At 59.6% G+C, this 14072-nt stretch carries 12 protein-coding genes; 6 read left to right on the top strand and 6 right to left on the bottom strand.

What is annotated here, in order from left to right; all coding sequences use genetic code 11:
- Nucleotides 1–50 precede the first annotated feature (50 nt).
- The 3 genes from AABA48_RS03810 to miaB form a co-directional block, all read right to left on the bottom strand.
- Nucleotides 51–1115, bottom strand: a complete 1065-nt coding sequence (locus AABA48_RS03810; RefSeq protein WP_286352187.1) for a M42 family metallopeptidase — start codon at nucleotides 1113–1115, stop codon at nucleotides 51–53.
- A gap of 65 nt (nucleotides 1116–1180) precedes the next feature.
- On the bottom strand, nucleotides 1181–1681 hold the full coding sequence (locus AABA48_RS03805) for a bifunctional nuclease family protein (protein WP_286352186.1): 501 nt from the start codon (nucleotides 1679–1681) through the stop codon (nucleotides 1181–1183).
- Entirely contained in the window at nucleotides 1681–3021 is a 1341-nt protein-coding gene (miaB, locus tag AABA48_RS03800; protein ID WP_286352185.1) for a tRNA (N6-isopentenyl adenosine(37)-C2)-methylthiotransferase MiaB, read from the bottom strand. Before miaB ends, AABA48_RS03805 begins: the two co-directional genes overlap by 1 nt.
- Nucleotides 3022–3463: 442 nt before the next feature.
- Between miaB and AABA48_RS03795 the strand changes: the two genes are divergently transcribed.
- The 3 genes from AABA48_RS03795 (at nucleotide 3464) to AABA48_RS03785 (ending at nucleotide 7013) form a co-directional block, all read left to right on the top strand.
- Nucleotides 3464–5068 (top strand): DUF3373 domain-containing protein, encoded by a 1605-nt coding sequence (locus AABA48_RS03795; protein WP_286352184.1) that lies wholly within the window; start codon nucleotides 3464–3466, stop codon nucleotides 5066–5068.
- A 114-nt stretch (nucleotides 5069–5182) separates the two neighbouring features.
- Entirely contained in the window at nucleotides 5183–5494 is a 312-nt protein-coding gene (locus AABA48_RS03790; RefSeq protein ID WP_338271123.1) for a hypothetical protein, read from the top strand.
- Between the two features lie 148 nt (nucleotides 5495–5642).
- The gene (locus AABA48_RS03785) at nucleotides 5643–7013 is read left to right on the top strand and encodes a cytochrome C (RefSeq protein ID WP_324311240.1); all 1371 of its coding nucleotides are present in this window, start codon (nucleotides 5643–5645) and stop codon (nucleotides 7011–7013) included.
- A gap of 142 nt (nucleotides 7014–7155) precedes the next feature.
- Here the strand turns inward: AABA48_RS03785 and AABA48_RS03780 are convergent, their stop codons facing one another.
- On the bottom strand, nucleotides 7156–8079 hold the full coding sequence (locus AABA48_RS03780) for a LysR family transcriptional regulator (RefSeq protein ID WP_286352182.1): 924 nt from the start codon (nucleotides 8077–8079) through the stop codon (nucleotides 7156–7158).
- 313 nt (nucleotides 8080–8392) lie between these two features.
- Here AABA48_RS03780 and AABA48_RS03775 point away from each other — a divergent pair, with 313 nt between their 5' ends.
- The 3 genes from AABA48_RS03775 to rpsT all read left to right on the top strand — a co-directional run bounded on the left by AABA48_RS03775 (nucleotide 8393) and on the right by rpsT (nucleotide 12455).
- Nucleotides 8393–9484 carry a GSU2203 family decaheme c-type cytochrome gene (locus AABA48_RS03775; RefSeq protein WP_286352181.1) on the top strand — a complete coding sequence of 364 codons (1092 nt, stop codon included), beginning with the start codon at nucleotides 8393–8395 and terminating at the stop codon, nucleotides 9482–9484.
- Between the two features lie 24 nt (nucleotides 9485–9508).
- A complete protein-coding gene (locus tag AABA48_RS03770; RefSeq protein WP_286352180.1) occupies nucleotides 9509–11980 on the top strand; it encodes a GSU2204 family CXXCH-containing (seleno)protein in 2472 nt (823 codons plus the stop codon).
- 211 nt (nucleotides 11981–12191) lie between these two features.
- Nucleotides 12192–12455 carry a 30S ribosomal protein S20 gene (gene rpsT, locus AABA48_RS03765; protein WP_286352179.1) on the top strand — a complete coding sequence of 88 codons (264 nt, stop codon included), beginning with the start codon at nucleotides 12192–12194 and terminating at the stop codon, nucleotides 12453–12455.
- Nucleotides 12456–12531: 76 nt separating this feature from the next.
- Here rpsT and holA read toward each other — a convergent pair whose 3' ends face one another.
- Complete coding sequence (gene holA / locus AABA48_RS03760; protein WP_286352178.1) at nucleotides 12532–13545, bottom strand: DNA polymerase III subunit delta; 1014 nt, start codon at nucleotides 13543–13545, stop codon at nucleotides 12532–12534.
- A 3-nt stretch (nucleotides 13546–13548) separates the two neighbouring features.
- Complete coding sequence (locus AABA48_RS03755; protein ID WP_286352177.1) at nucleotides 13549–14064, bottom strand: LptE family protein; 516 nt, start codon at nucleotides 14062–14064, stop codon at nucleotides 13549–13551.
- Between the last annotated feature and the right edge of the window lie 8 nt (nucleotides 14065–14072).

Here is a 14072-nt window from a genome sequence, read left to right as displayed (position 1 = left end):
AACCGGGGCCGGAGAGTATACGTTCCCCGGCCCCGGTCCATGGTGCGCGGTCAGCGGGGGGTGAAGTCGCCCGCCATCCCCGGCAAGGCCGCCACGATCAGCCTGACTGCCTGAGCAAGATCGGAAAGGGAAATCACCTCCACCGGCGTATGCATGTAGCGGAGCGGCAGCTTGACCAGGGCGGTGGCGACGCCGCCGCGGGAGATCTGCATGACGTTGGCATCGGTACCGGAGGCACGGGGGATACCCGTATACTGGACAGCGATCTCCTCACGCTCCGCCGTTGAGGAAAGCAGATCAAAGAGAGGCGGATTGATATTGGCCCCGCGGGGCAGGATCGGCCCCTTGCCGAGCTTGACCTCGCCGTTGTGCTTCTTCTCCACGTCGGGCTGATCAGTGGCGAAGTCCACCTCGACGCAGATACCCACGTGGGGATTGACGCTGTAGGCGCTGGTGGCGCCGCCGCGCAGCCCGATCTCTTCCTGTACCGACGAGACGCCGTACAGATCAACCGGCAGTTTCACCCCCGATCCGGCCACGGTCCGGAGCACCTCGGCCACCACGAAGCTGCCGGCCTTGTCGTCGAACGCCCGGCAGGCGACCCGGTCGCCCAGCAGGCGTTCGAAGCCGGCGGCAAAGGTGACCGGGTCACCCACGCGCACATAATCCAGTGCCTCCTTCTTGTCGGCAGCGCCGATGTCGATGTACTGGGCGTCGAGGCGAACCACCTTCCGCCGGTCTTCCTCGTCCATCAAATGGATCGGCTTCTTGCCGATGACGCCTGCCACCTCGCCCTTGGCCGTGTGGATGCGAACCCGCTTCCCCGGCGTCAGGTGGGCGTCCACCCCGCCGATCGGCGCAAAATAGATGAAGCCGTTGTCGTCAATGTACTTGACCTGAAAGCCTATCTCATCCGAGTGGCCGACCACCATCACCCGCGGCAGGTTCTCCCCCCCGCCGCGAATGAGACCGATCACGTTGCCCATGACATCGGTCCTCACCTCCGCGAAAGGCGCTATGTAGTCGCGAAACACCCGTTGGGCCGGCTGCTCGTAGCCGGAAGGGCTGGGGGCCTCCACAAGTTTTTTGAAAAATTCCAGAGATTCCGGACGCATGAAAGAATCCTCCACGATAGCGGGTCAGGGGCACGGGCCACGGCCTGCCGGCCGTTGCCCGGATCTCACATGGGATACTTGCCGAGATCGGCGGGATCGAGACCTTCGAGAAAATCGACGAAACGGCGCTCGTCGGCCTCCGTGAAGTGGTCGCCCATGGCGCCGGCCGGGGCGGTCGTCTCCTCCACCAGATGGCGGGGAACCATGACCGGCAGGGCATTCTTGAGGGCGAGGACAATAGCTTCCGATATGCGGACCGGCAGGCGCAGTTCCTCTTCCCCCACCATGAGCCGGACAGAGCAGATAAACTTGCCGTCCTTGCCGCCGTCAATAGAGATATCGAGCACCTCGGCCCCCAGATGGCCGAGCAATGCCGTGAGCAGGTCCTTGCGCTCCCCCGAGGAGGAGGCGTCCCGCCTGATCAGCTCTGCCACGATATAGAGGGTGTCGGTGCCGTTGATCCAGATGGGCAGCGTTACTTCGCCGCGCTCATCCTTCAGGAGCACCACCGGCATCTGGGCGATGGAGTCAAGGGCAAAGCCGTGGATGGTCATAACGATGTACATTACCGTGCGTCCCCTTTATCGGTGACGATTTCGCCCAGCAGCGAATTCTGATAGTCCTGAGTGATGGTTACCTCTGCCATGGTTCCGATGAGCGACTGGTCGGCCGCGAAGTTGACGATCCGGTTGCCGTCGATGCGACCGTAGAGCTGATCGCCCCGCTTACTCACCCCCTCCACCAGGACAAGCTGGCGGGTGCCGACAAAGCTGATGTTGCGCTCGCGCTTCATCTGCTGCTGGAGTGTCTGGAGCCGGTCGAGGCGCGACTGCTTCTCCTTCCGGCTCACCGTATCCCGGATACCGGCCGCGGCCGTTTCAGGGCGCGGCGAGTAGATGAAGGAAAAGAGATCGGCGTAGCGCACTTCCTCCATGAGCGAGATGGTTGCCTGGAAGTCCTCTTCCGTCTCACCCGGGAAGCCCACGATCATGTCTCCCGTGAACTGGATACCCGGCCGGGCTGCCTTGAGGGCCTCCACCTTTTCGAGGTACCCGGCCCGGGTGTATCCCCGGTTCATGCGCGCAAGGACCGCATCGCTCCCCGACTGGGCCGGCAGATGAATGTGGCCGCACAGCTTGGGTACCTCGGCGAAGCAGGCGATGAGCTCGGGCGAGATATCCTTCGGGTGTGACGTGGTGAAACGTATCCGTTCAAGCCCTTCCACCTCGGCAATGCGACGGATGAGTCCGGCGAACGTCAACTCTCCCTCGGTCTTGAGACCATAAGAGTTGACATTCTGCCCCAGAAGAGTCACTTCCTTGACACCCTCCGCAACGGACTTTCGCACCTCGTCAATTATGTCGGATGAACGGCGGCTTATCTCGCGTCCCCTCACATAGGGGACAATGCAGTAGGAACAAAAATTGTCACACCCCTGCATCACCGTCACAAAGCGGGTGACACCACCCTCTCCGCCTGTCTCGGGGAACAGGTCGAGCCGGGTTTCGTTGTCGATGAACCCCACCTCGGCCCGGCGCTCGCCCCGCTCGGCCGCCCGCACAATCTCCGGCAACAGGTGGAGATTGTGGGTGCCGAAGACCAGATCGAGCCAGGGAACCTTCTGCAGCAGGCGCTCTCCCTCCTGCTGGGCCACACACCCCCCCACGCCGAGCAGGAATCCCTTCTTCCTGCTCCGGGCGCCCTTGAACCGGCCAAGGTGCCCGTATACTTTCTGCTCGGCCTTGGCCCTCACGCTGCACGTGTTAAGAATGACCAAGTCGGCCCGTTCCGGATCGTCGGTGGGGAGATACCCCTCATCTTTTAGGAGCGTCGCGATTTTTTCGGAGTCGTTGACATTCATCTGACATCCGAATGTTTCTACATACAGATACTTGTTTTCCGTCACGTAGTGCCTCTTTCCAGGTAACTCCCGCCTATAGTAAGCAATCGGGGGCTCGGACGTCAACCGCTATCGCCACCGGGCATCCGTCATGGCCGCGTTACGTGATTCTGCCAATTGACCGAGGCGATTTCGCCATGTGACGGAACCGAAACACAGGTTTTGCAACCAACATACAGAAATACAGATATTTGCATTTTATATCTTAATTGGTCTTTATATTGCATAGCTGGAATGTTTAAGTATCACGATTATGTGAATGCGATTGGCAAAACACGGGGGTCGCTTTAAAATTAACAAAATTTTATGTCAGGCCACCGCTCCCGACACGAAGGAGGTGAAGACACAGCATCAATACGGCGGACTCAAACGCATCCCCCCGCCGAAGTATCAAAGCGGTTCGCGGCACGGTAGTTCACTTTTATTGTTTTATGGGAAAGGAGAGCACATGAAGCGTATGTCCAAAAAGGTTCTGGCAGCTGCCCTTCTGCTCGGTCTCAGCCAACCGTTCTCGGTTATGGCGGCCGATACCGACCTGCAGAAGAAGATGGAAAGCCTCGAGAAAGAACTTGAGGCCCTGAAGCAGCAGATGCAGGACACCGACAAGAAGGTCGATAAGGTTGAGCAGAAGTCCCTGGGTCGCTGGCTGAACATCAGCGGGGATTACCGGTTCAGGTATGATTACCTGCACGGCAAGATCGCGGACCATTACACCTTTGACAACTTCATCGGATTCCTTGCGTCTGGCATGACCGTACCCCCCACCCTCTACGCCGGGGATAAGACCGTCAAGAACGACGCGCTCTACACCAACCGCTTCGGGCTCAATATCGACGCGAAAGCGACTCAGGACGTGACCGTTCACGCCCGCCTCCTCATGTACAAGATCAGTGGTGCCCGCGACGACTCGGCAATCCGCGGCGAAAACGGCCAGACCTACTTCTCCGACCGAGCAGGACTCTTCGACGGCACCATCGGCCATGTCCCCGGCGACGGTACCCTGGCCGTGGATCAGGTCTATGCCACCTGGAAGAATATTGCCGACCAGCCCATCTGGTTCTCCATCGGCCGGCGCCCCTCCACCGGCGGCATTCCGAGCCACCTGAAGCAGAACAAGGAAAAACCGGGCAACTCCGGCGTACCCCAGCTGCTGGTCGACTACGCCTTTGACGGCGTGACCCTCGGCTACGCCCCCGATTTCGAATCCCTCCCCGGCGCCTACATGAAACTCTGCTACGGCCGCGGCTTCGAAAACGGCATCACCGACTCCCAGGGCAACAGCATCCACGACACCGATATGGTCGGCCTCAACATCGTGCCCTACGACACCGACAACTTCAAGGCCGAGTTCCAGTACAACCGGGGCATTAACATCTTCAACAGCCCGGTCATGCTCACCGGCGGCTTTGCGGGCAGCCCGAACGGCGTCCCGAATGCGAACCTGGGCGATATCGACTGGTACGGCCTCAACTTCCTCGGCCGCGTCAAGAACGTGGGCTTCGGCAACCTCCACTGGTTCGCCTCGGGAGCCGTGAGCCACACCAACCCCACCAATGACACCGTGAAGCTCAATCTGGGCAGCGTTATCCCGGGTGTCACGGATGCCAATGGCAACTTTGATACGCAATCGGGCCTTCTCTGGACCGGACAGAAGGAAGGCAAAACCGGCTGGGCCGTCTACGTCGGCGGCCGCTACGACATCGAAGCCACCGGAACCAAGCTCGGCCTCGAATATAACCACGGCTCCAAAGACTGGATCACCTTTGCTCCGGCTGCCGACGACATGTGGACCAGCAAGGTCGGAGCCCGCGGCAACGTGTATGAAGGCTACCTGATCCAGGAACTCAAGCTCAAGCCGATCTCCAGCTACCTGAGCAAGACCTTCTTCAAACTCGGCTACCAGTACTATGACTTCGACTACACCGGCAGCAACAACTGGGTCGGCGCGCCGGTCAAGATTTCCGAACTGGCTTCATCCGTGATGAACGCCCAGATGCTGACCCCGCTCAAAAATGCCCAGAACCTCTATGCAACCTTCGAGGTACACTTCTAGGCCACAGCAGATGAACACCGGGAGGGAGGGCGCCAGCCCCCCTCCCCCAGCCCTACGGGGCACCATGCCACAGGCGGCCTGCTCCGCCAACAACAGCACAAAGGAGACGGAACAATGAAAAAAGCAGTATCGATCGTTATGGCACTCGCGCTCCTCACCATGAGCCTCGTTACCTTTAGCGGCACGGCCAGCGCCGCCGAAGTGAAGATGATCGCCACCATCAAAAAGATTGAGATGAAGGGCACCGCGGCAACGGTTACCCTGAAGGACACCAAGAGCGACAAGACCGTAACCGTTACGGTCAAGGACGAGCTTACTCTCGACAAGTTCAAGGACAAGCGGATCGTTGAGGGCGACGAAATTCGCCTGAAGTATGACGATGCAACGGGTGAGTCCAAGCTCTTCAGAAAGACCGCCGGCTGCTGATGCTCCGGGGGCGCTGGAGCCCTCTGCGGAACCGTTGCAGCCCGGGCGCCTCGGCTGCAATTTTCTTCCGTTTATCAATCGTTTTATTTAGATATATCATCTATATACATAGCCAAATAAAACGAACAACTTACGCACGAGGTATCCAATGAAGAATACGACGTTCATCGCCACCCTCATGGCGGGCGTGGCAGTGGCGGCCCTGGTACAGGCCAAGGATCATCCGGGCAAGGAATATATCCAGAAAAACGGCTACCAGGGGCCGGCAACCTGCGAGGTCTGCCATCCCGGCGCGGCAAAGGAGTTCCTGAACTCCGTGCACTGGAAGCACGCCTCGAAGGTCGACAACGTTGAGAACATTGACCCGAACCAGGAATACGGCATGAAAAACCGTATCTACACCATGTGCAACGGGAACGACATCGTCAACAACCTGAAGGAGATTCCGCCCAGCCCCGAGACGGGCAAGACCAAGTACTCGGGCTGCAACTCCTGCCACCCCGGAAATCACATCCAGGACGTGGGCAGCACCGGACTCGAAGCGGAAGCCGCAGTGGACTGCCTTGTCTGCCACTCCTCCACCTATGATCACAGCAAGCGCAAGCCCTTCAAAGACGAGAAGGGGAACGTGGTGCTCGGCCAGGATCGCAGCACCGAGGCGGCTCTTTCCATTGCTACCCCGACGGTCAAGAACTGCATGACCTGCCACGAGGCTGCAGGTGGCGGCGTGCTGGTGAAGCGCGGGTTCGCCTTCAACAAGGAGCATGATGTCCATGCGGCCAAGGGGATGGTCTGCGTCGACTGCCACAAGACGAAGAACCACAAGATCCCCACGGGCTACGATCCCAACAACTGGGCCCACGACGGCGTACGCCTCTCCTGCACCGACTGCCACACGGCAAAGCCCCACAAGGACGAGGACTACAACCGTCATACGGCGCGCATCGCCTGTCAGACCTGCCATATCCCCCGGACCGGCGGCGCCTTTGCCAAGGATTTCACGAAGTGGGAACAGCTCTCCAACAAGTTCTACGAGCCGACCACGCTCAAAAAGGAAGCCAATGAAACGGCTCCCGTTTACGCATGGTACAACCTGACCGTGGCCAACCGCCCTGACTTCATCGGGCCCAAGGGTGACCGCAAGGACGGCAAGAGCAAGATTTACCCCTTCAAGATCTTCCAGGGCAAGGCTTACTTTAACAAGAAGGACGGCCAGCTCCTGTCCATGGACTTCGCTCCGCCCATGGCAACGGGCGACACCCTCGCCGGCGTGGCATCAGCTGCCAACATCCTGGGGATCAAGGATTACGAACCGGTCCCCGGCTGGCAGACCATCTACTTCGGCAGCAACCACCAGGTGGCGCCCAAGGAGAAGGCCCTTACCTGCTATAATTGCCACGCTCCCAACGGCATTCTGAACTTCCGCGAGCTCGGCTATTCGGCCGACGAGATCAAAAAACTCACGAGCCCCGAACTCTACTTCGAGAAGATCGCAGAGAAGATGCGGGAAGAGTGGTAATCGCGACGTAATCTTCAACGTTCCCGATACAATGGGAGGTGGACCCGGTCCACCTCCTTTTTTTGTGCCCGCCGTCAGGGTACAAAAAAGCCCGCTGCCGCAGAGGCAACGGGCTCCGCTCCGTCATGCACGCACACTTCTTTCAGGTGGGGCAGGAACTCCGGTGGCACTGGTCGGTAAACAACGTATCCAGGCACGCCAGGAAGTCGCTGACCAGCCGATCCTGCACCTTGCTCCTGCTCAGGGCGACCGTTCGCTGGCGGCTGTGGCAGAACCCCTCGACCCTGTGCTGCTTCAGCCGGCCGCTTTCCAGGTATTTATTCACCAGACAGGAGGAAACGAACGCCACCCCTCCCCCGTCAAGGACCGTATCGACCGTGAGATGCAGATCGTCATAAACCACGGTGCTCCGGAACCCCTCCAGCTCCTTGCCGATGGAGGCAAGATTGAGCCTGAGCAGTTTCTTGGAACTGCAGCCGTCCTTGCGCGTGATGAGGCGTTCCTCGAAGAGCCGCTCGATCGTCACGAGTGGAGTGGGAATGCCGAGAGACGGCGCGCTCACGAAGACCAGTTCGTCCCGCGGCAGGGTCGCAGTATGGAAATCGGCCAGGTCCAGGTCTTCGCAGTGCTCGATGATGCCGATGTCGAACTCCCGTTCGGCCAACCCCTTTACCGCCTGCTCCGGGCTGTAGAACATGAACTTGAGATCGACGATGTCGGCATTGCGCAGCATGAACCGGTTGAGAACCTTGGGCATGTGGGCGATGCCGAACGATGGTGTGCAGCAGATGGAAAGGCGCTGCCTTCCGGTAAATTTCTTGAGTTCGTCCTGCAGTGTCTTCTCGATGTCGAGGATGGCCTGGGCCTTCCGTACCACGGCCTCACCCGCAGCGGTGAGCATCATGACAGGACCCGAGCGGTCCAGCAACTCGCAGCCGTAACGTTCCTCGAGGAACTTGACCCGTTGCGACACCGCAGACTGGGTAATGCACAACTCTGCGGCGGCCTTGGAAAAACTTCCTTTCTCAGCCGTCACAATGAGCGTTTTAAGATACAACGTCTCCATACTAAACCTTCCCGGGAGAAGCTTCTCCCACGCCCCTCAGGCAAAGACCAACCATAAAGAAAATTATCGACGCTGCCGCTCAACTCTCGCCAGAACTGCATGTTTTTTCGTAACTATAAGTTTTACTTATACGTTCGCCAAGAAAATGCGGGATCTAATGTGTGCTTTCAGAAATAAAACTTGCATACATGAAGACGCAATAACCTTGCCACGACAACCAACCCATGGAAGGAGGAAATAGGTGACCTAATACAATTCGATATTTTGAATAGTTAGAACTTAAGAGAACACCACACCAACGAAAGGAGCAACCATGCAAAACAAGCTGCATGGCGTGAAAGCGCTAAAAATGGCCGGAATGGTCGCGATTTCGCTGCTTGTCGGAGCCTGCGCCACCGGTAAGATCAGGGAACGGGTTCTGACCTTGCCGACCATCGAAGGCGCTTCGTACGTCGGCGACGCGGACTGTGCCCAGTGCCATGACAAGATCGCGGCACCCTTCGCCCGGAGCATTCACGGCCGGATCGCCGACTTCGAAGTGATGGGAGGAACCAGAGGATGCGAGTCATGCCACGGGGCCGCCGGCCTTCACACCACGGAAGGAGATTCCGCCAAGATTCTCTCGTTCGCAAGCCTGTCGTCGGACCAGGCCTCTGCCGTCTGCCTCAAATGCCACTCGGCCGGCACCCACATGGAGTGGGCCGGCAATGAACATGCCCTCAACGATGTGGCCTGCACCGATTGCCATAAAATCCACCAGGACAAGACGGTTGCCCCGCACAGCCTGAAAATGGCACAGCCCGAACTCTGCTATTCCTGCCATCAGGAGTATCGGGCAAAGGCCAACTTCCCTTCCCACCATCCCATCCGTGAGGGGAAAATGACCTGCACGAGCTGTCACGAAGCCCACGGTTCCGGCCAGAAGAACCTGAAGACCGAGGAGCGGGTGAACGACCTCTGCCTCAACTGTCACAGCCGCTACCAGGGGCCCTTTGTCTTCGAGCATGCGCCGGTCCAGGAAGACTGTACCATCTGTCATGACGCACACGGCACCGTAGCCAACAACCTGCTTCGCCAGAACGAGCCCTTCCTCTGCCTCCAGTGCCACGAGAGCCACTTCCACATCACCCGCGAAGGAGCCACGATCCCGGCGGGTAACGTCGCCCTTGACGCCAACAAGGACGGGGGCACCACTTACCCTGCCGGCCAGACGATCAACTCATCCAACAGCGTAACCATGCCGAACAATCTCGGCGCCGAAAGCTGGCGGATGGCCTTCGGCACCAAGTGCAGCGTATGCCACACCCAGGTGCACGGCAGTGACCTTCCTTCCCAGACCGCACCCACGGTGAACAGCACCGGCACCAGGGGATGGCCGTCCGGCGGCAAGGGATTGACCCGCTAACAATTTCCAGAGAAAGGAGCTTCTATGCGACATATCGGTAAATGGCTCATGCCGTTGCCCGTACTGATCCTCTGCGCCCCGCCCGCTCTCCTTGCCGAGGAAGGCCACAAGCCCTTCTCGGCCACCATGGAAACGGGTGGAGCGGGACTTGCGGTCTCCGACGACATCAGCCGGGTGAACGAATATTCCTCCATCAGGACCGAGCCCGGCATCAACCCCTACGGCAAGCTCGACATCCGCGTCGACAAGGGCGGGGTCGAACTGGACCTCAACAGCCGCTACCTGGATTCCCGCGACCAGGCCCACGGCGCGCGGATTGACGTAAAGCGGTTCTTCAAGAGCAGTTTCAGCTACGATGCCTTCCAGCACTGGCTCGACCATGACAAACTCCAGTATCTGGATGCCTCGATCCCGGCTGCACCGGTGGCGGGCGCGTTCGATACCACCGGAGCCATCCTCGGCGTGCCCACCGCTACCGGCACCACAAATCTTTACGCGTACACCGCCAACCCGATCGGACCGAACTTCGCGCCCAACTTCCTCGTTACGCGCAGATCCGACGGGGCTCGCTTCGTAACCAACGTGGCGCCGTCCGACACGGCAACCTATGCCGTTCAGCAACTCGGCCGGGCATCACTGTACGGCGAGGATATGGTTCCGAACCAGGACTTTTCCATCGTGCGGCGGGAGTGGAAGAGCAATTCCGACTTCACCATCCCCCAACTGCCCAATCTCACCTTTCACTTCGGTTTCCGGGAGGAGACCCGTGAAGGGTGGGAGCAATCCATCGGCATGAGCAAGTGCACCTCGTGCCACATTACCGGCCAAAGCAAGCAGATCAGCGAAAGCACCCGCGATCTGACCGCGGGGGTGACCGGCAAATTCGGCCTCCTGACCATGAACTACACCTATCTGAACCGCCAGTTCCGCGAAAACGGCGCCGATCCGGTCCGCCGCTACGACCCGGCCCTCTCGCCAGGAGCAGCGCTGCCCGCAAACTACTATACCGGGGCAAACTCCCCCCCCACCTTCGACAACCGGATGCTCTACGATTACCGGGACGGCTACCTGCCCTACGACGTGACCCCGGACTCCAACAAGGACAGCCACGTTGTCAAAGCCAAGGTTGATCTTCCCCGTGACACCACGGTCTTTGCCAGCTACGTGAAAGCAACGGTGGACAGCGACAAAACGGACGATCCCGGCTACTTCACCCTGGACAAGAAGACCCTAGAATCCGAGTACGACGCCTGGAGCGGCAAGGTCAGCACCACTCTCTGGAAACGACTGACCCTCACCCTTCGGGGCAAGCTGGAAAAACTCCAGGATGACGACGTGGCAATAACCTACACGCCCATCGCCTACAACGACGGCAATGCCGCCAATGACATCTTCGGCTTCCCCGGCGCCACGGCTTCGGACATCCTGATGCTGCAAACCATCAACCGCCACTCCAGCGCATCGCGCGACGTGGCGACCCTGGGGCTCGACTCGGTCTACCGCCTGGCGAAGCGAACCACCCTCCGCCTCTCCTACGAGTTCAAAAACGAGGATCGCGACGACGCCTTCTTCGGCACAACCAAGACGCACACCGTCAAGGCAGCCCTCAACGCCAGGCCCACCAACACCCTTTCGGCTCGGGCGAGCTACACCTTCAAGGCCATCGAAAATCCCTTCCAGAACCCGACCGCCGGGCTGGTCCCCTTCACCCAGTCGGCCAGCGGCTACGGCTACGGCTACCTGGTGGGCAACGGCCCCACCTACGGCGTTGAGTTCTACGACCGCAGAACTGCCGACCTGACCAATCGCCCCGACACGGTCCACGAGGGAAGTCTCTCCACCACCTGGTCCCCCTCGCCGCGCTTCTCCGCCACGGCCTTCGTGCGGGTGAAGAATGAAAGTAATGATCTGAACAAAACCACCTGGAAACAGGAGACTTACGTGCCGGGCGTATCGCTCTGGTACGCCCCCTCGGACAAGGTGAGCATGACCCTGGCATACACCTATCTCAAGCAGACGACCGAGAATTCAATGTGCCAGGGGCTATACGACGGCTGAGCGGGCATCATCGTATCGGGCCAGTTTGGCTCGACCTGTGACGAATACCAGTACGACACCGACGTCCACACGGTATCGCTCACCACAAACTATGACGCAACCGAGAAGCTCAAGCTGTTCGCCAATGCCATGTACAACGACGCCGAAGCCCGCATGAACGGCCTCTATTTCCCCTCGTTCGCGGAACTCGGCTACACGGACCCGGTCCTCACCTCCGCATTCTACGGTCTGGAGAACCTGCCGCGCATCCAGGAGTATTCCGACCTCCGCTACCGGCAGATCGACCTGAGCGCCGGGGGAACGTACCAGTTCACCCCCAATCTTTTCATGACCGCCCAGGCCGGATTCCAGCAGTTCATGGACGATGCCCCCTATGTCTACGGGGACCAGGACGGCATCGCCTACACCGGGTCGGTCGGAATCGGTTATAAGTTCTAGATCGGCGTGCCCTTCAGGGGCCTCCTTCCTGGAATGCCATCGGGCGGACCGAATGGTCCGCCCTTTTTTGTCCGTCGCCGAAGAGCGAGACACTGGCGAAAAGGTATTTTGAGCTTGACAGTATCGTCTGCTCGGTGCTATTTAAATACCTTTCGAAAACGAAGAAATCACTCCTCGAACGATACTCAATAGAATTACATGGAGGTGCAGTTTGGCTCACCACAAATCGGCCCTGAAGAGAATCAAGCAGACCAAGAAGAAGTACCTGAGAAACAAGCACATCCGCTCTACTCTGCGGACCTTCATAAAGCGCGTGCGCGAGGCTGTTGAGGCCAAGAATGCGGATCAGGCCCGGCAAGCCCTGCTGGCCGCTATCCCGGTCATCGACAAGGCTGCCTCCAAAGGGGTCATTCACGCCTCCAATGCGTCCCGGAACGTCTCCCGTCTGACCAAGCTCGTCAACACCCTCGGCTAGACGTACCGCCACAGCACAGTTACACAAAAAGGGGGCTCCGCCGGGAGCCCCCTTTTTGTTGCTGTTACGCGTTGCGCTACCTCTTCCGCCGTCCCACCCCGCACACATCCATCACCAGCCGCTCCATGACCAGCGAAGGCTTTCCGCCGCCACCGACTCCCTTGAGGGCAAGATCGGCTGCGTAGAGCCCTTCGAAGACCCTGCGCAGGTCTGACACGGTGAAGTTGCGGGCCTGGTCCATGACCCCTTTGAGAAAGTAGGGATTGATGCCGGTTCTGCGGGCAATCTCCTGTTGCTGGACCTTGGCGGCCACGAGTTCGCGCACCCGCCAGAGCTGGCGGAAATGCCGCGCTATCATGGCCAGAAGCATGAGCGGGGCCTCGCCGTCCCGCAAAATAGTGGCCAGGCTCCGCAGAGACTTGCCCAGATCACGCTCACCCAGGGCGTTGGCCAGGTCGAAAACGCTTTCCACCTTGGTATCGGATACCACTTCCCGCACATCGTCGACCGTGAGCGTCTCCCTCGTGCCCACAAAGGTTGCCACCTTTTCCAGCTGGGTCGCCAGTTCCCCCAGATTGTTCCCCACGAGATAGACGAGCATTTCAACGGCAGCGCCGTCGATTCGCTTGCCGAGATTCCTGGCCTCGTCACGGATGAATCCGCCGAGCTGGTTCTCGTAGGGACGCTTGAACTCGACCAGTTCCCCCTTCTTTGCCAGATCCAGAAAAAACTTCTTCCGCTTGTCGATCTTGTCGCCCACAAAGAGGAGACAGGTCTGGGGAGCGGGATCGGCAACGCAGGCGGCAAGGATTTCGAGAGCGGTGGCAGATAGATCGCCGGCCCGCTTGACGAGCACCATGCGGCGGTCGGCGAACATGGGCAGGGTCTGGGCGGCAGTGGCGATATCGTCCCCCTTGCTCTCGCTGCCGTAGAAAACGTCCAGGTTGAAATCGCGGAAATCCGCCGACACGACCCGTTCCGTGAGACGCTTGACGGCCCGCTCCATCAGATAGGGCTCGTCTCCGTAAAAATAGTAAAGGGGGGCAATCTCCCCCCTTTCAATGGCTTTATCCAGTTCGTCGGATTTCATGGCTCAAAAGTTCTCGGACATCCTGAGGGTCAGCTCGCGCGCCAGGCGGCGGCAGATGACGGCTATGGCCTGCTCTTCGCTGTTCTGCTGAAGTACCAGGTCGTCATTGGCTGGGAAGTCCTGGTAGACGGAAAGACTCCCCTTCCAGAGAATCTGCCCCGAATCGGTGCGCCGGAGCGTAGCCTCCACCGTGACCGTGGCCCGGTACTCCTTCACCGTATCGGTGGCGGTGTACGAGACTGCGGCAGTGCTGTAGGAGACAACGGCACCGGACAGTGTCAGATCTCCGCCGGCCTCCACGGCGCGGCTCCCCTCGCGACGCACGAACTCGTCGATGAGGGAGTTCGTCAGCACCGCCTCCACGTTGGGCCGGTAGCTCTTGTTGGTAAAGATGTCAACGTGGACGGTCTTGTCCGCCAGCGCCGACCCTTCCCCCCCGATCCTGGCCGCGCGATAGCCGCACCCGCCCCCTGTGGCGAGCACGAGGGCCGCGAGCCCTGCGGTCAGGAGCCGTGTCATCAGGGAAC

It is taken from the genome of Geobacter sp. 60473, assembly GCF_036323535.1.
Lineage (GTDB): Bacteria > Desulfobacterota > Desulfuromonadia > Geobacterales > Geobacteraceae > Geobacter > Geobacter sulfurreducens.
The sequence above is the reverse complement of the archived record's forward strand: the minus strand, read 5'-3'. Positions and strand labels throughout refer to the sequence as shown.